Annotated in this window: 17 protein-coding genes; 11 read left to right on the forward strand and 6 right to left on the reverse strand. The window is 53.7% G+C overall.

The genetic code is table 11. The features are described from left to right. The first annotated feature begins 38 nt into the window (after window positions 1–38). Window positions 39–278, forward strand: a complete 240-nt coding sequence (locus J9253_RS02430) for a DUF433 domain-containing protein (protein ID WP_210223147.1) — start codon at window positions 39–41, stop codon at window positions 276–278. Between the two features lie 2 nt (window positions 279–280). After that, entirely contained in the window at window positions 281–634 is a 354-nt protein-coding gene (locus tag J9253_RS02435) for a DUF5615 family PIN-like protein (RefSeq protein ID WP_210223148.1), read from the forward strand. 66 nt (window positions 635–700) lie between these two features. On the opposite strand, the gene J9253_RS02440 is transcribed toward J9253_RS02435, so the two are convergent. Further along, window positions 701–1,852: an RNA-guided endonuclease InsQ/TnpB family protein gene (locus J9253_RS02440; RefSeq protein WP_210223149.1), complete on the reverse strand. Its 1,152-nt coding sequence runs from the start codon at window positions 1,850–1,852 to the stop codon at window positions 701–703. 143 nt (window positions 1,853–1,995) lie between these two features. Between J9253_RS02440 and pgeF the strand changes: the two genes are divergently transcribed. Further along, a complete protein-coding gene (gene pgeF, locus J9253_RS02445) occupies window positions 1,996–2,733 on the forward strand; it encodes a peptidoglycan editing factor PgeF (protein WP_210223150.1) in 738 nt (245 codons plus the stop codon). Beyond that, window positions 2,733–3,698, forward strand: coding sequence for an ABC transporter ATP-binding protein (locus tag J9253_RS02450; RefSeq protein WP_210223151.1), 966 nt, complete (start codon window positions 2,733–2,735; stop codon window positions 3,696–3,698). The genes pgeF and J9253_RS02450 overlap by 1 nt, the downstream gene beginning before the upstream one ends. A 1-nt stretch (window position 3,699) precedes the next feature. On the opposite strand, the gene J9253_RS02455 is transcribed toward J9253_RS02450, so the two are convergent. Together J9253_RS02455 and J9253_RS02460 are read right to left on the reverse strand one after the other, a co-directional pair. Then, window positions 3,700–4,203 (reverse strand): MarR family winged helix-turn-helix transcriptional regulator, encoded by a 504-nt coding sequence (locus J9253_RS02455; RefSeq protein WP_210223152.1) that lies wholly within the window; start codon window positions 4,201–4,203, stop codon window positions 3,700–3,702. A 93-nt stretch (window positions 4,204–4,296) separates the two neighbouring features. Then, window positions 4,297–5,331, reverse strand: coding sequence for a porin (locus tag J9253_RS02460; RefSeq protein WP_210223153.1), 1,035 nt, complete (start codon window positions 5,329–5,331; stop codon window positions 4,297–4,299). Window positions 5,332–5,535: 204 nt separating this feature from the next. On the opposite strand from J9253_RS02460, the gene proV reads away from it, so the two are divergent. From proV to J9253_RS02480, 4 genes are all read left to right on the forward strand, one after another. Next, entirely contained in the window at window positions 5,536–6,729 is a 1,194-nt protein-coding gene (gene proV, locus J9253_RS02465; protein WP_210223154.1) for a glycine betaine/L-proline ABC transporter ATP-binding protein ProV, read from the forward strand. 1 nt (window position 6,730) lies between these two features. Further along, window positions 6,731–7,813, forward strand: a complete 1,083-nt coding sequence (gene proW / locus J9253_RS02470; RefSeq protein ID WP_210223155.1) for a glycine betaine/L-proline ABC transporter permease ProW — start codon at window positions 6,731–6,733, stop codon at window positions 7,811–7,813. A 25-nt stretch (window positions 7,814–7,838) separates the two neighbouring features. Beyond that, complete coding sequence (gene proX / locus J9253_RS02475; RefSeq protein ID WP_228291479.1) at window positions 7,839–8,852, forward strand: glycine betaine/L-proline ABC transporter substrate-binding protein ProX; 1,014 nt, start codon at window positions 7,839–7,841, stop codon at window positions 8,850–8,852. 160 nt (window positions 8,853–9,012) lie between these two features. Then, window positions 9,013–9,663 (forward strand): class I SAM-dependent methyltransferase, encoded by a 651-nt coding sequence (locus tag J9253_RS02480; RefSeq protein ID WP_210223156.1) that lies wholly within the window; start codon window positions 9,013–9,015, stop codon window positions 9,661–9,663. A 165-nt stretch (window positions 9,664–9,828) separates the two neighbouring features. Here J9253_RS02480 and tnpC read toward each other — a convergent pair whose 3' ends face one another. The 3 genes from tnpC to J9253_RS02495 all read right to left on the reverse strand — a co-directional run bounded on the left by tnpC (window position 9,829) and on the right by J9253_RS02495 (window position 12,033). Then, entirely contained in the window at window positions 9,829–11,325 is a 1,497-nt protein-coding gene (tnpC, locus tag J9253_RS02485; RefSeq protein ID WP_228291480.1) for an IS66 family transposase, read from the reverse strand. Window positions 11,326–11,428: 103 nt separating this feature from the next. After that, window positions 11,429–11,611: a PIN domain-containing protein gene (locus J9253_RS02490; RefSeq protein ID WP_210223157.1), complete on the reverse strand. Its 183-nt coding sequence runs from the start codon at window positions 11,609–11,611 to the stop codon at window positions 11,429–11,431. A gap of 119 nt (window positions 11,612–11,730) precedes the next feature. Next, window positions 11,731–12,033: a hypothetical protein gene (locus J9253_RS02495; RefSeq protein ID WP_210223158.1), complete on the reverse strand. Its 303-nt coding sequence runs from the start codon at window positions 12,031–12,033 to the stop codon at window positions 11,731–11,733. Window positions 12,034–12,216: 183 nt separating this feature from the next. On the opposite strand from J9253_RS02495, the gene J9253_RS02500 reads away from it, so the two are divergent. The 3 genes from J9253_RS02500 to J9253_RS02505 are packed head-to-tail and all read left to right on the forward strand — an operon-like array spanning window position 12,217 to window position 14,895. Continuing rightward, window positions 12,217–13,527: an IS4 family transposase gene (locus J9253_RS02500; protein ID WP_210223159.1), complete on the forward strand. Its 1,311-nt coding sequence runs from the start codon at window positions 12,217–12,219 to the stop codon at window positions 13,525–13,527. Window positions 13,528–13,550: 23 nt separating this feature from the next. Beyond that, window positions 13,551–14,036, forward strand: coding sequence for an IS4/Tn5 family transposase DNA-binding protein (locus J9253_RS21425; RefSeq protein ID WP_456121742.1), 486 nt, complete (start codon window positions 13,551–13,553; stop codon window positions 14,034–14,036). Continuing rightward, window positions 13,951–14,895, forward strand: coding sequence for an IS4 family transposase (locus tag J9253_RS02505; protein ID WP_456121743.1), 945 nt, complete (start codon window positions 13,951–13,953; stop codon window positions 14,893–14,895). Before J9253_RS21425 ends, J9253_RS02505 begins: the two co-directional genes overlap by 86 nt. The last annotated feature ends 66 nt before the right edge of the window (window positions 14,896–14,961 follow it).

Raw genomic sequence — 14,961 nt, forward strand, 5'->3', positions numbered from 1 at the left:
ATGGCATAGTGAAGCCATTGGTATTCAGGAGCCACCACATGACCGATCAGGAACTGTTACAACGCATCACCCTCAATCCACAAGTTATGACGGGCAAGCCCGTTGTGCGTGGTACGCGCCTGACTGTCGAATACATCCTTAATTTGCTGGCGCACGATACCAGCATTGCCGACATTCTCGAAGAGTACGAGGGTTTGACGGAAAGCGACATCAAGGCTTGCTTCTTGTTTGCCCAGAAGTCATTGGAAAGCACGTATTTCATGCCTATGGTGGCTTGAATATGCGTTTTTTGGTTGATGAATGTACTGGCACAAAAGTAGCGGCCTTTTTGCGCACCCAAGGTTATGAGGTGTTCTCGGTTTTCGAGCAGGCTCGTGGTAGCACAGATGCTGAATTGATTCAGAAAGCCTGCGACGAAAACTGGGTACTGATCACCAATGACAAGGATTTTGGTGAAAAGGTTTATCGGGAAGGGCATCCCCATCGCGGTATTGTTTTTCTGAGGCTGGGGGACGAGCGGGCACAGTCCAAAATTGTGGCGCTTCAACAACTGCTTGAACGTTATGCCGACCGTTTGCCTGATACGTTTACGGTGGTGACAGAAAACAGTGTCCGATTTGCCAATAAATCCTGAACATTCCCTGCTGGAGATGCTTGTAACTTGACTTCCTCCCCTCCCTAAAGGAAGGGGATTCCTAATTCATCGAGAACAGGACAACGACACCGAAATGCCATCACCGCTAACATTCTCTCCAAAGGCTAGCACCGCCAGTCCGGCGGCTAAAATGTTACGTGCTGCATTCACGTCACGGTCGTGGGTTGCGCCACATTCCGGGCATTCCCAAGACCGCACGTCCAGCGGCATGTTTGCTTTCACGAACCCGCAGCCGTTACAGCGTTTGCTGGAAGGAAAGAAACGGTCGATCTCGACATACTTCCTGCCTGCCCAGTGGGCTTTGTACGCCAGTTGGCGGGTAAATTCCCCCCAACTTGCATCGGCAATGTGCTTGGCTAATGTTGGGTGTTTAATCATGTTCTTCACAACGAGGTTTTCAGCGCAAACGACTTGGTTCTCGTTAATCAGTTTGCGGGACAGTTTGTGTAAGTTGTCCGAACGGCAATCGGAAATCTTCGCGTGAACACGGGCAACCTTGCGTTTGGCTTTCAGCCGGTTCTTGCTGCCGAATTTCTTCTTGGCAAGACGGCGTTGATACTTCGCCAGTTTAACCGCGTGTTGGGCGGTATGGCGGGGATTGCCGGACTTAAAACCGTCAGAGGTGACGAACAAATCCTTGATGCCCACGTCAATGCCAGCTTTTTTGTCGGTGACGGGCAACAGCGTGGATTCAAATTCACACAAGCAAGACACGAAATAGCGTCCGGCCTGATCTTTGGACACGGTGACAGTGGTCGGGGCAGCAGGAAGTGGCTGGCTCCATCGAATGTCCAGCGGCGCAGCGCACTTAGCCAGCTTCAATTCACCGTTGCGGTATGTAAAAGCACGGTAAGTAAATTCTGCCGACTGGCGGTGCTTTTTGGATTTGAAGACAGGGTATTTTGCCCGGCCTTCAAAAAAGTTCTTGAACGCGGTTTGTTGGTTCCGCAAGCATTGTTGCAGCGGAACACTGGAGACTTCATTCAAGAAAAGCAGCTCAGGCCATTGTTTGATGGCTGTCAACCGCGCATTAGCACCCAGGTAACTGACTTTTTCCTGAGTCTGATCGTAAGCATCCGTGCGGTAACGCAAGATGCTGTTGTACACGTAACGCACACAACCAAACGTCTGCGCCAGCAACTTTTCTTGTTGCAGGTCTGGGTAAAACCGGAATTTGTAGGCGCGTTTCGTTGGCATGACTCACAGTGTAGTCCATGCCGTGTTCGTTGTGCCTGTTTAACCAAAATAGCGTAAACGAAAAGAGGAGCGAGAACAGGGTCGGCTCCGCCGACGCGCTATCCCTCCCCGACCTGAAGGACGGGGTATCTCGCGCAAGATGGATGAACCCCAACTGGCTTACCCCCGCATGGCCTGCACCCGCCAACATCTGCGCTGTTTGCACCACTCGTCACGGCGGTGTCAGCGTCGCGCCCTTCGATAGCCTGAATCTGGGGGATCACGTCGGTGATAACCCGCTGGCAGTTGCCCGTAACCGCATGATCGTCGGCGATACCTTGCAACTGCCTTCCGAACCGTTGTGGTTGAAGCAGGTACACGGCGTCGATGTGTGTGGCATGGATGCCGGAACGTGTTACCCGACCGGCGATGCCTCCACCGCTTTCGGCAAAGGGCAAGTCAGCGTCATTATGACGGCGGATTGCCTGCCGGTACTGTTCTGCGACAAGGCAGGAACCCGCGTAGCCGCCGCTCATGCCGGGTGGCGCGGGCTGGCCGACGGTGTGCTGGAACGTACTGTCGAATCTTTGCAATGCCCACCTGCTGACCTGTTGGTATGGCTGGGGCCTGCGATTGGTGCGGATGCGTTTGAAGTCGGCGCGGAAGTCCGTGAAACGTTCATGCAGCACGACCCGTCGGCGCAAGCAGCATTCAAGCCGTCCAGCAACACAGGCAAATGGATGGCGGACATTTACACACTTGCCCGTCAGCGCTTGAATGCGGTCGGTGTCGCCGACATTTACGGCGGCGATTTGTGCACTTACACCGATGCGGAACGCTTTTTCTCCTACCGCCGTGATGGGCAGACCGGGCGCATGGCATCCTTGATCTGGATGGTGTAATGGCAGCGCCGCTACTCGCCGTCGATAAACTCAGTGTGCGTTTTCGCCTCAATACCGGGCAGGTGTTGCAGGCGCTGAGCGAGGTTTCCTTTGAGCTGCAAGCCGGGGAAACATTGGGGATTGTGGGTGAATCCGGCTGTGGAAAATCCACGCTTGCCCGCGCCATTCTGCAACTGGTTACGCCCGCGCAGGGCGAAATTCGCTGGCAAGGCAAACGGTTGAACCCGCACGATAAAGCCGGGATGAAAGCCTTTCGCCGTGCGGTGCAATGCATCTTTCAAGACCCGCTGGACGCGCTCAACCCGCGCATGACGGTCAGTGATATTTTGCAGGAACCGCTGCTGGCGTTGCGCCCGGAATTGGGCAAAGCAGCCATCCGCCAACGTGCCGCTGAAGGCTTGCAGGCGGTTGGGCTGGAAAGTGCGATGGGCAACCGTTACCCGCATGAATTTTCCGGCGGGCAGTGCCAGCGTATCGGTATTGCCCGTGCTTTGAGTGTCGAGCCACAACTGATTCTGTGCGACGAGCCAGTGAGTGCGCTGGATGTGTCGATTCAGGGGCAGATTGTGAAGTTGCTGGCGGATTTGCAGCGTGACCATCACTTGACGTTGCTGTTCATTTCCCACGACCTGAGCGTGGTGCGTGAACTCAGTGATCGGGTGCTGGTGCTGTATCTGGGGCGCATCATGGAAATCGCGGATGCGGAAAGCTTGTATCAAAACCCCTTGCACCCTTACACCCGCATGTTGTTGGCGGCGATTCCCTTGCCTGACCCGCAGCAAGAACGGGCGCGGTTGGCCAAGATTACCGTGGGGGCGGGGGAGTTGCCTTCGCCGTTGAATCCGCCGTCGGGTTGTGTGTTTCATACGCGCTGCCCGCAGGCGCAGGCGGTTTGCCGGGAACAAGTGCCGGAGTTGCAGGCGATAGGAAACGGGCGGCAGCTTGCTTGCCATGTTGTCTGCTGATTCAGTGTAACTCGTTCGGTATGTTACGGTCTGGAGCACTAATATTCACTAGTAAAGGAGACGCTTCCAGTTTTTCTACATCCATCATGGTTGCTACCTGTTGCAGGGAGCTGAGAATCATGGTTTTTTGCCATTCTTCCAGTTTGCGCAGGCGTTGAACGAAATTTTCCTGTAACGAGGGCGGGGCGTTTTTCAGCAGGCTTGCACCTGCTTCGCTTAGCATCAGGAAGATAACTCTGCGGTCATCTTCGCTGCGTTCGCGTGTCACTAAACCCCGATTTTCCAGTCGATCCACGATAGAGGTAATGGTGGCGCGGCTCAGGCTGAGCTCATCTGCAAGCTGGCTGGTGGTGATTCTGTTTTCATTGGTCAGTTTTTTCAGGATAAGTAATTGGGGAAAGGTCAGATTGACTGTCTTGTTGAGATGCTTGGAATGCAATTCTGTCGCCCGCAGAATACGTCGCAGGGCAATCAGAACCTGATCAAGCAATACGACTTCTTCCATGTATATTTCCCAGCCTGAAAAAGTCCGATTATGCAGGGAAAATACAAGAAAGGTATACAGCCTGTGGCGATGTTTCGCCACAGGCTGGTACGATTATTTCGGGAGTTTGGTATCGAAGTCGTAACGCAACCCGGCAGCGATTGCTTTGCCACCGCCTGTCCAATAAGTATCGCGGTAGCCACCCCGTTCGGTGGTAATGGCTCCACCCGTTTCCTCGGAATAGTATTCGGCAAACAGTTTGGTCTTTTTGTTGAGCTGGTAATCATAGCCGACATGGAAAATATCATCCCCGTAGTTGTCAACCTTGGCGATATGTCCCTTGAGCGTGTGCTTGCCCTTGCTGTGCTGCACGAACAGATTGGACGCGCTGGAGCCGTCATGGCCGTAAACAGTTGGGTCGCTTACATCACTCTGATGCTGTTCGTATTTGGCTCCCACATAAAAATCACCTAATTTCTGTGCCAGTGATGCGCCGATGATTTTCCGGTTGTCCGCTCCGCCAATGTCATCAACCCCGAGAGCCACCTTGGTGTCACCACGTGTATAAGAGGCGGTCGCTTGGTTGCGGTCATCCTTGTTACCGCTGGCATCCGCATTGCCGTTGCCGCGTGAATGCGCCGCATTAACCGTGAAGCCATTCATGTCAGGGCTGGAATAGGCAATGGTCTGATCCTTGCGGAAGGTGGTGAAGGTTGCGAAACCGCTGTAATAGGAGCTGAAATAATCCACCGGGTAAGCAATATCGTTGTAATACGGTAGCCAGTCTTGACCAACCCAAACCGTACCGTATTTTGGTGAACTGGCCTGCACTTTGGCGATGCGTATGTCCGCCGTGTCGGAAATGTCGTTTTCCTGATCCCAAGGCCCCTGAATTTTACCATTGGCTGAATCCACCGGTAATTCCACTTTTGCTTCCAGCGCCACATCATTGTCGAGCGTATGCGTCAGCTTGGCTCCGATGCGGGAATAGGCGTCGCGTACTCCGGTGTAGTCTTCGTCAGTGACGGTATCCGGTGAGACGGACTCGATCTGCGTGCGCAGTGAGCCGTACAGGTTGAGTTCGGCAGCGGCGCTGGTTTGTGCCATTGCGGCGAGAGGTAGCAGTACAAATACAGATTTTTGAAACATGGTTACTCTTCTAGGTTGAATGTGAATTTATATTCCATGTCAAACCAATTTATTGGCTTATAAGCTACTCTGCTTAGTCTGAGTAAATGCCAATATATTCGATAAATCAACATGAAAACACATTCATTTTGCCTAGATGATTAATTAGATGTCAAACTATGTTACACTCGCGCCTCGCGTCCATGATGTCATTTAGAGGTGTTAATGAAGGTAAAACTTTCCGTAAAGGGTCTGTACAAAATCTTCGGTGAAGAACCCGAGCGAGCTTGGGAATTGCTTGAGCAGGGAATGAGCAAGGCGGCTATTTTTGAAAAGACCGGCCTCACACTAGGCGTACAGGATGCGGGTTTTGATATTTACGAGGGGGAAATCTTCGTCATTATGGGGCTGTCAGGTTCTGGCAAGTCGACCCTGGTGCGTTTACTGAATCGCCTGATCGAGCCGACGGCAGGGCAGGTGCTGCTGGATGATGTGGATATCGCCGGGCTGTCTGCCGAAGCGCTGCGTGAAGCCCGCCGCAAGAAGATCAGTATGGTATTCCAATCGTTTGCGCTGATGCCGCACATGAGCGTGATCGACAATGTTGCTTTTGGCTTGGAGCTGGACGGCATGGCTCGTGAGGAACGTGTTGTCCGCGCCCGTTCCGCACTGGAACAGGTGGGGCTGTCCGCCTATGAGGATTCCTACCCAGATGAGCTGTCCGGCGGGATGCAGCAACGGGTGGGGTTGGCGCGTGCGCTGGCCAATGACCCTGCGATCCTGTTGATGGATGAGGCATTTTCCGCACTCGACCCGCTGATCCGTACTGAGATGCAGGACGAATTACTGAAACTTCAGGAAGAACACCAGCGCACCATTGTTTTCATTTCCCACGATCTCGACGAAGCCATGCGCATCGGCGACCGCATCGCCATCATGGAAGGCGGGTGCGTGGTGCAGGTGGATTCCCCTGACAATATTCTGGCGAACCCGGCCAATGACTATGTGCGTTCCTTTTTCCGTGGCGTCGATGTCAGCACCGTGCTGACGGCTGGGGATGTCGCCCGCAAGAAGCAGGTGACCCTTATTGAGCGCGAAGGCGCGAATATTCGCACGGCAGCGACGCGGCTGCGTGAAAACGACCGGAATTACGGCTTTGTACTGGATCGCGGTAAACATTTTCATGGCGTGGTATCGGTTGATTCGCTGACCGCAGTCAACCATCGTGATGGTGCGAAACTGCATGATGCCTTTTTGGTTGGTGTCACGCCGCTACAGGCCAGTACCCAGTTGAGCGAGATTATTGGCTTGGTGGCGCAGTCGGATATTGGCTTGCCGGTCGTGGACGACGCAGGCATTTACAAGGGAGCCATTACCAAAACGCTGCTGCTGGAAACCTTGAACAGGGGGGGGGAATAAAATGGCGGATAATCCTTGGACAAACAGCGCAGAGGCTACCGAACAGGCGCAACCGACGCCGGATGCCGCAGGCAATGCGTGGTCTAGCGCGGCTCAGCCGAGCAGTGACACAGCGGCAGGCAATACCGACTGGTTGAATAGTGCGGGAGATGCCGCACCAAGCGCCAGTTTCGACTGGCTGCACCCGTTTAATGAGGCGGTGATTCCTCTGGATGTGTGGGTCGAAAATGGGCTGGGTTGGGTTGTGGATAATCTGCGGCCATTTTTCCAGTCAGTGCGCTGGCCGATCGACGCTACCCTGAGCGGCATTGAGGCTGCTTTTCAGGCCATTCCCGCGCCTTTTCTGATCGTGTTACTGGCCTTGCTGGCGTGGCAAGTATCGGGCTGGCGGCTGGCGCTGGGAACTACGCTATCACTGATTTTCGTCGGGCTGATCGGCGCTTGGGATCAGTCTGTCATAACGTTGACGTTGGTGATTACGTCAGTATTTTTCTGTGTCCTGATTGGTTTGCCGACCGGGATATGGCTGTCACGCAGCGAACGTGCCGCCCGCGCATTACGCCCATTGCTGGATGCGATGCAGACTACGCCTGCCTTTGTCTATCTGGTACCCATTGTGATGCTGTTTGGCATTGGCAATGTGCCGGGTGTGGTGGTGACGATCATTTTTGCGCTGCCGCCGCTGATCCGCCTGACCAATCTGGGGATTCGTCAAGTGCCTGCCGATTTGATCGAGGCGGGTCGTGCATTCGGTGCTAGCCCGAGCCAGATGCTGTTCCGCGTGCAATTGCCGCTGGCGATGCCGACCATACTGGCGGGTGTTAACCAGACCCTGATGCTAGCACTGTCGATGGTAGTGATCGCTTCCATGATTGCTGTCGGCGGTCTGGGTCAGATGGTGCTGCGCGGCATAGGCCGTCTCGACATGGGGCTGGCAACGATTGGCGGCGTGGGCATCGTGGTGCTGGCCATTATTCTCGATCGTATTACCCAAGCAATGGGGCAGAATGCCCGTGGGCGGGGAACTCGTCACTGGTATGAATCCGGCCCGATCGGCTTGGTAGTGCGTCAATTCAAAAACTAACTCACTGTCATACAGGAATATGCTCATGTTTAAACACACTCTGAAAAATCTTTCATTAAGCGCTGCAATGGCGCTGACACTAGGCACCACTGTGCAGGCGGGGGATAAACTGCCGGGGGAAGGTGTCGAAGTACAGCCGCTCCAGTCCTCGATTGCCGAGGAAACCTTCCAGACCTTACTGGTTGACAAGGCGCTGGAAAAGTTGGGTTATGATGTAAAACCCATCAAGGAAATCGAATACGCTACCGGCCACGTTGCGATTGGCAATGGTGACGGTACTTTCATGGCTGACCATTGGGATCCTTTGCATACTGATTTTTTTGAAAAAGCCGGTGGTGACAAGAAAATTTTCCGTGAAGGGGTTTATGCCAGTGGTGCGCTGCAAGGCTACCTGATCGACAAGAAAACGGCTGATGAATACAAGATCAAGAGCATCGACCAGTTGAAAGATCCCAAACTGGCCAAGTTATTTGATGCCGATGGTGATGGTAAGGCCGACTTAGCGGGCTGCAACCCCGGCTGGGGCTGTGAAGCCGTTATTGAGCATCAGCTTGATACTTATGGTTTACGTGACACTATTACCCATAAACAGGGAACCTACTCAGCAATCATTGCCGACACCATTGCACGCTACCAGCAGGGTAAGCCAGTTCTGTACTACACTTGGACACCTTACTGGGTCAGTGGTGTATTGGTACCGAGCAAGGATACTGTCTGGCTGCAAGTGCCGTTTTCCTCCCTGCCGGGCGACCGTAAGGATGTGGACACCACCCTGCCGGACGGCAGCAACTACGGTTTCCAAGCCAATAATCAGCGCATCATCGCCAACAAGCAATTTACCGATGCCAACCCGGCGGCGGCCAAGCTGTTTTCCATCATGAACATCAGCGCTAGCGATATCAATGCGCAAAACCTGAAAATGCGTGATGGTGAAAAGTCCGAAAAGGATATCGGGAATCATGCCGATGCTTGGATCAAGGGGCATCAGGAAACCTTCGATGGCTGGATCAAGGAAGCCATGACTGCGGCGAAGAAGTAACTCCCTCCCAGTCCATTATTGTGCCTGCATCTGCATTGGGAAAATCTCTGATGCGATGCAGGCTTTCGCTTGTTGTAATGGCTATTTTTGCGAATTATCCCCTGAGGGTGATGGTTTCAGGTATGCTGCGCGTCTCCCGCCCATTACCCTACAGGCTGCTATGACTCCTTTACGCTTTCGTTACCAGACACTGGAGTTTGGTGATGTGGATATTCATGTACGTACCTTGCGGGATAACCAGCAATTCGCGGATGCCGATGGTGTCGCCGAAAAACTGGGAATTTCATCTGCCACTTGGCCGCTGTTCGGGATCATCTGGGCTTCGGGTGAGGTGCTTGCCCATCACATGTTCGACTATGAGCTGGAAGGGCAACGGATTCTGGAAGTAGGGTGTGGCATCGCCCTGACCAGTTTGGTGTTGAACCACCGCCATGCCGATATTACCGCTACGGATTACCACCCGGAAGCGGGCGCGTTTTTGCTGGAAAACAGTGAGCTTAACCACGGGGCTGCCATTCCTTTCATGCGTACCGGCTGGGGGGATGCGGATAGCGGGCTGGGTGAGTTTGACCTGATTGTGGGCAGTGACTTGCTGTATGAGCGCGAGCATATTGCCTTGCTGGCAGATTTCATCGAGCAGCACGCCAAGCCCCAGTGTAAAGTGGTGATTGTAGACCCCGGTCGTGGTCAACATGCGAGTTTCAGTAAGAAAATGGTTGGGTTGGGGTATGCACACACCCAGAATAAGCCGGATACGGCGGGCTATTTGGCGCAACCGTTTCCGGGGCAGATTTTACATTATGCGCGTTAGCGGTGTTCCGTCTGCCATTGCGAGATTTTCCACAAATAGGTGTAGTTCAGGGAGCAGGTTTCAAGTAGCGTAAATTCTAGTTCAAGACCATCATGCCCAAGATTTTGGCAGATTCATTCAAATGTTTGTCAAAACAGGCAAACACTAACGTTTGCGGGTTAGCGTTCACGCCATCTGTAGCGGGTTGCAGGCACTGGCTTGATCCAACGGGAAGCGCACCGAGACGGGCTTATGCGCCAAGCCTTGGGAGCAAACTTCGCGCATCAAGGTCGCCATATTCATGCCCAATTGACGCGCCGTTCCCAACACCGTCAGCACCGTCGGACGAAACCTGTCACCTTGTGCCGACTGGCTGGCAAAGCTGGTTTTGCGCCATTGCACATACGGCCTGATCACCCGCTCAGCACGGTTATTGGTGAGGGGAATCCGGTCATCCTTGAGGAATGTCCAACACATCGCCTCATCCTTGAGCAGATGCTTACATTGGTTGGTGGTGCGCTTGCAATTGTGCAAAGCCACACCTTGGTTGAGCGTGGCTTGGAAGCTGCGGCGCAAGCGCAGTATCCGCCGTCGGTAGCGGGTGGCTTGGTCGGGATGTTGTTGCCAACGGTGATGGGTGCGAATCGTGGCATAAGCGAGTAACAACAGGCGTTTGCCCACGATTCCCCCTTCGCCACAGCGTCCTGCTATTTTGCGGAAGTGCCGGATCAAATGCGCCCAACACAGTTGCCGCCGTTCGGGCGGGACATTGCCGTAACCACTGAAGTGGTCGGTGACTAAATAACCGCTAAAGCTACCCAGCAACGCATCCGCCGCCGCCTTGCCACGGGAGTAATGGGTCATGAAGTAACTGACCGTATTATCCGCCAATGCCCATAACCAATAGGTGTTCGTCCCCCGATAATGGCGGGTTTCATCGGCATGGCACACTGCTTGTTCGCGCACATGCTGACCCACTTGACGGTACAGCGGCCCCATCCACGGAATCGCTTTGCCTTGGGCGTTGCTGATTGCACCCGTGCTGAAACGTATCTGGCACATTTCCCACAACAGCACTTGAATCTGACGCATCGACAGGCGGAACTGACCGCTCAGGATCACCACCCATGCAATAACGCCCGCGCCCATTTGACCGCTCGGCACCCAATCGGGCCACTGACTGTGATGCTTGATGCCGCAGGATTGGCAAATACCGTGGTAAAACTGGTGTTCCGTCACATCCGGCGGTGGTGGCGGCGCAATATCCGTGACCTGATGGCAGTAAGGGTTTCCCCAGTCAATCGCCACTGCACCGCCACAGGGACAGGTGCTTTCAGGGAAATACTGTTCGGTGCGCGTCACTTGTTCGGCAGGATATAACGCCCGTTCGTGACGCGGATGCCCCGGTTGGCCACCCTGAGCGCGGCTACTCCCCTTGCGTTTAGGGCGCAACGCCCGTTGTTCGGGACTGTCGGATGAGGGCGGTTTGGAACTGTTGAGCGAACTGCTGCCGAATTTAGCCACTAGTTCTTCGATATGTTGTTGCAGGGCTTCGACTTGTTGCTCCAGCACTGCTACCCGTGCCACTTGCTTCTCCAACTCAGCTATTCGTTCTTGTTGGCGCACGATTACCTGATGCGCTTCATCCAGTGTCGTGGGTAAGTGGGAAACGGGGGCTAACAAGGGGAAAATGACTCGCTGTTGGGATGGGGAGAATTTACTACAAAGTCGCTGAAATGCCTAATAGAGGGCGTGAACGCTAACCGTTTGCGGCATGATTTGCAGGCTAATAGCCTCCGACGCCGCCAGATGAATACTTTTGCCAATCGTTGTCGACAATGGGCAATAGTTGGGCTTTTTGGGTGGCATCCAGGCTTTGCATACGCTGCGCTTTTGCGAAGGCTGCGCGTAATTCGGCGTAGGCAATCAGGTGGGTGCAAGTCTGTTCTGGACACTCCATCGGTGTCAAGCGTGTCAGCAGGCATTGGCTAAAAAGCCGGTGACGGTGCGTTGGCCTATTCCCCCTCCGCGAGTATTGAATCCGGTGACTGGACTTATTGCCGCTTAAGGGGGCTGCTCCGTGAACAGTTACGTTTTGGCAAAGCTACCGTATTCAGGCGATAACGGTTCGGCTATCCCTATCCATTGCTGTAACTGGCTTAATAAGCGGTCAGTGTCTGTACAGACTTTTTCGGTATCAAAATAGTAATAACGTTGTGGGTGTTGCTGGGCGAAGCTGCTAAGGGTTTTTAAACGTTCAAGGTAATAGTCGGTTGCGCCAGTGGGTTGTGCATACAAGTCATCGGTGGATTTTTGCCGAAATAACTTGATGATGCTTTTAATGGTTGGCTCAGGTTGGCGCAATGCAATAAAAATGATGGCATTTTGCAACGCGGGCAGGCTTAAATTTAGGCGATAATCGTTGTGTAGCAGTTTATCGAACTGATAGTGACTGTCGGGTTTTAAGCTGTCGTGTTGGCTGTAGTCCGCGATTTGCTGGGCTAAGTCAGCGTCGCTGAGGTCATCTCCTTATACACAAGTCCCAAGCTGATGTAAGATAAGCAATTTTCACCTATGAACTGGTCATCTAGCGAACTCACCGATCTTGATTTGGGAGACAAGCGCCTCGAAACACGCGCCGCCCATATTCTCAATGCCATGCTGAAAGCGCCCCAATCCAGCCTCCCCAAGGCTTGCCAGAGTTGGTCAAGTACCTTGGCGACGTACCGTTTCTTCTGGAATGAGGCGGTGAGCCATGATGCTTTGATGGCATCCCACTTTGAAGCGACAGAGTGCCGAATCCGTCAACAAGACTCGAAGATTATCCTGTGCATTCAAGACACCACCGAATTGGACTTCAATGGACAGGAAACCGAGGGCTTGGGGCGGTTATCCTACGATAAGCAACGCGGGATGTACCTGCATCCGACCTTGTGTATCACCCCGGAACGCCTGCCGTTGGGCATCACCGATACGTGGATGTGGTCACGGGGCTTGAGCAAAGCCGCCGACCAAGCGAACCCCAGCATCAAAGAAAGCCGTCGCTGGATCGAAGGGTATGAACGGGTAGCCGAACTGGCGGCACGCTGCCCCGGACACCGGCTCATCTATACGGGCGACCGTGAAAGCGACTTTTACGACTTGCTCAAACGGGCACAAGCCTTGGATTACCCGGCTGACCTGCTGATACGGGCGCAACATAACCGTGCCTTAGGAGATGACCTCAAACTGTGGGATGCCATTGAGCAACAACAGGCGTTGACCCGCATCACCTTTACCAAACCGCGCAAGCAGGGTGAAAAAGCCCGCAAAGTGGTACAGGAAATCAAGGTGTTACGTTATACCCTGCGTCCCAAGAGCAAGCACCCGATGCTATTGACCTTGGTTCAAGCCAAAGAAATCAACCCACCCGCCGGAAAATCGCCCCTCATTTGGCGTTTAGTCACCAACCGTTGTGTAGAGACCGCCGATGCCGCTTGTGAACTCATCGACTGGTATCGGGCGCGTTGGGAAATCGAAATGTTTTTTGATGTCCTGAAAGTTGGCTGTCGCGTCGAAAAACTGCAACTGGACACTAAAGAGCGCATCGAAAAAGCCCTCGCGCTCTACATCATGGTGGCCTGGCGGATTATGTTTCTGATGCGGTTGGGGCGTACCTGCCCAGAACTTCCGGCTGAGCTGGTGTTTGACCCGCTGGAATGGAAAGTATCCTTCCGGCTCGGCAAAAAAGCACTGCCCGATGGCATACCTACCCTCAATCAAGTGATCCGCAATCTGGCAGAACTGGGGGGCTTTCTGGGCAGAAAATGCGATGGCGAACCGGGAGCTAAAAGTATCTGGTTGGGCTACTCAAGGGCATCTCCTTATACACAAGTCCCAAGCTGATGTAAGATAAGCAATTTTCACCTATGAACTGGTCATCTAGCGAACTCACCGATCTTGATTTGGGAGACAAGCGCCTCGAAACACGCGCCGCCCATATTCTCAATGCCATGCTGAAAGCGCCCCAATCCAGCCTCCCCAAGGCTTGCCAGAGTTGGTCAAGTACCTTGGCGACGTACCGTTTCTTCTGGAATGAGGCGGTGAGCCATGATGCTTTGATGGCATCCCACTTTGAAGCGACAGAGTGCCGAATCCGTCAACAAGACTCGAAGATTATCCTGTGCATTCAAGACACCACCGAATTGGACTTCAATGGACAGGAAACCGAGGGCTTGGGGCGGTTATCCTACGATAAGCAACGCGGGATGTACCTGCTCCGACCTTGTGTATCACCCCGGAACGCCTGCCGTTGGGCATCACCGATACGTGGATGTGGTCACGGGCTTGAGCAAAGCCGCCGACCAAGCGAACCCCAGCATCAAAGAAAGCCGTCGCTGGATCGAAGGGTATGAACGGGTAGCCGAACTGGCGGCACGCTGCCCCGGACACCGGCTCATCTATACGGGCGACCGTGAAAGCGACTTTTACGACTTGCTCAAACGGGCACAAGCCTTGGATTACCCGGCTGACCTGCTGATACGGGCGCAACATAACCGTGCCTTAGGAGATGACCTCAAACTGTGGGATGCCATTGAGCAACAACAGGCGTTGACCCGCATCACCTTTACCAAACCGCGCAAGCAGGGTGAAAAAGCCCGCAAAGTGGTACAGGAAATCAAGGTGTTACGTTATACCCTGCGTCCCAAGAGCAAGCACCCGATGCTATTGACCTTGGTTCAAGCCAAAGAAATCAACCCACCCGCCGGAAAATCGCCCCTCATTTGGCGTTTAGTCACCAACCGTTGTGTAGAGACCGCCGATGCCGCTTGTGAACTCATCGACTGGTATCGGGCGCGTTGGGAAATCGAAATGTTTTTTGATGTCCTGAAAGTTGGCTGTCGCGTCGAAAAACTGCAACTGGACACTAAAGAGCGCATCGAAAAAGCCCTCGCGCTCTACATCATGGTGGCCTGGCGGATTATGTTTCTGATGCGGTTGGGGCGTACCTGCCCAGAACTTCCGGCTGAGCTGGTGTTTGACCCGCTGGAATGGAAAGTATCCTTCCGGCTCGGCAAAAAAGCACTGCCCGATGGCATACCTACCCTCAATCAAGTGATCCGCAATCTGGCAGAACTGGGGGGCTTTCTGGGCAGAAAATGCGATGGCGAACCGGGAGCTAAAAGTATCTGGTTGGGCTACTCAAGGGTGCTGGACTGTATTTATGGGATTCAGATGGCTAGTGAATTGGGGGAAGGACTGATTTGTGTATAAAGAGATGACTCAAGGGTGCTGGACTGTATTTATGGGATTCAGATGGCTAGTGAATTGGGGGAAGGA

It is taken from the genome of Thiothrix litoralis (genome assembly GCF_017901135.1).
In the GTDB taxonomy this organism is placed as follows: domain Bacteria; phylum Pseudomonadota; class Gammaproteobacteria; order Thiotrichales; family Thiotrichaceae; genus Thiothrix; species Thiothrix litoralis.

Bases quoted from the DNA above. Each gene is read 5' to 3' on its own strand.
- proV (WP_210223154.1), top strand. From the start codon at position 5,536: ATGAAGGTAAAACTTTCCGTAAAGGGTCTGTACAAAATCTTCGGTGAA.
- J9253_RS21425 (WP_456121742.1), top strand. From the start codon at position 13,551: ATGAACTGGTCATCTAGCGAACTCACCGATCTTGATTTGGGAGACAAG.
- J9253_RS02430 (WP_210223147.1), top strand. From the start codon at position 39: ATGACCGATCAGGAACTGTTACAACGCATCACCCTCAATCCACAAGTT.
- J9253_RS02460 (WP_210223153.1), bottom strand. From the start codon at position 5,331: ATGTTTCAAAAATCTGTATTTGTACTGCTACCTCTCGCCGCAATGGCA.
- J9253_RS02500 (WP_210223159.1), top strand. From the start codon at position 12,217: ATGAACTGGTCATCTAGCGAACTCACCGATCTTGATTTGGGAGACAAG.
- J9253_RS02450 (WP_210223151.1), top strand. From the start codon at position 2,733: ATGGCAGCGCCGCTACTCGCCGTCGATAAACTCAGTGTGCGTTTTCGC.
- J9253_RS02455 (WP_210223152.1), bottom strand. From the start codon at position 4,203: ATGGAAGAAGTCGTATTGCTTGATCAGGTTCTGATTGCCCTGCGACGT.
- proW (WP_210223155.1), top strand. From the start codon at position 6,731: ATGGCGGATAATCCTTGGACAAACAGCGCAGAGGCTACCGAACAGGCG.
- pgeF (WP_210223150.1), top strand. From the start codon at position 1,996: ATGAACCCCAACTGGCTTACCCCCGCATGGCCTGCACCCGCCAACATC.
- J9253_RS02480 (WP_210223156.1), top strand. From the start codon at position 9,013: ATGACTCCTTTACGCTTTCGTTACCAGACACTGGAGTTTGGTGATGTG.
- proX (WP_228291479.1), top strand. From the start codon at position 7,839: ATGTTTAAACACACTCTGAAAAATCTTTCATTAAGCGCTGCAATGGCG.
- J9253_RS02440 (WP_210223149.1), bottom strand. From the start codon at position 1,852: ATGCCAACGAAACGCGCCTACAAATTCCGGTTTTACCCAGACCTGCAA.
- J9253_RS02435 (WP_210223148.1), top strand. From the start codon at position 281: ATGCGTTTTTTGGTTGATGAATGTACTGGCACAAAAGTAGCGGCCTTT.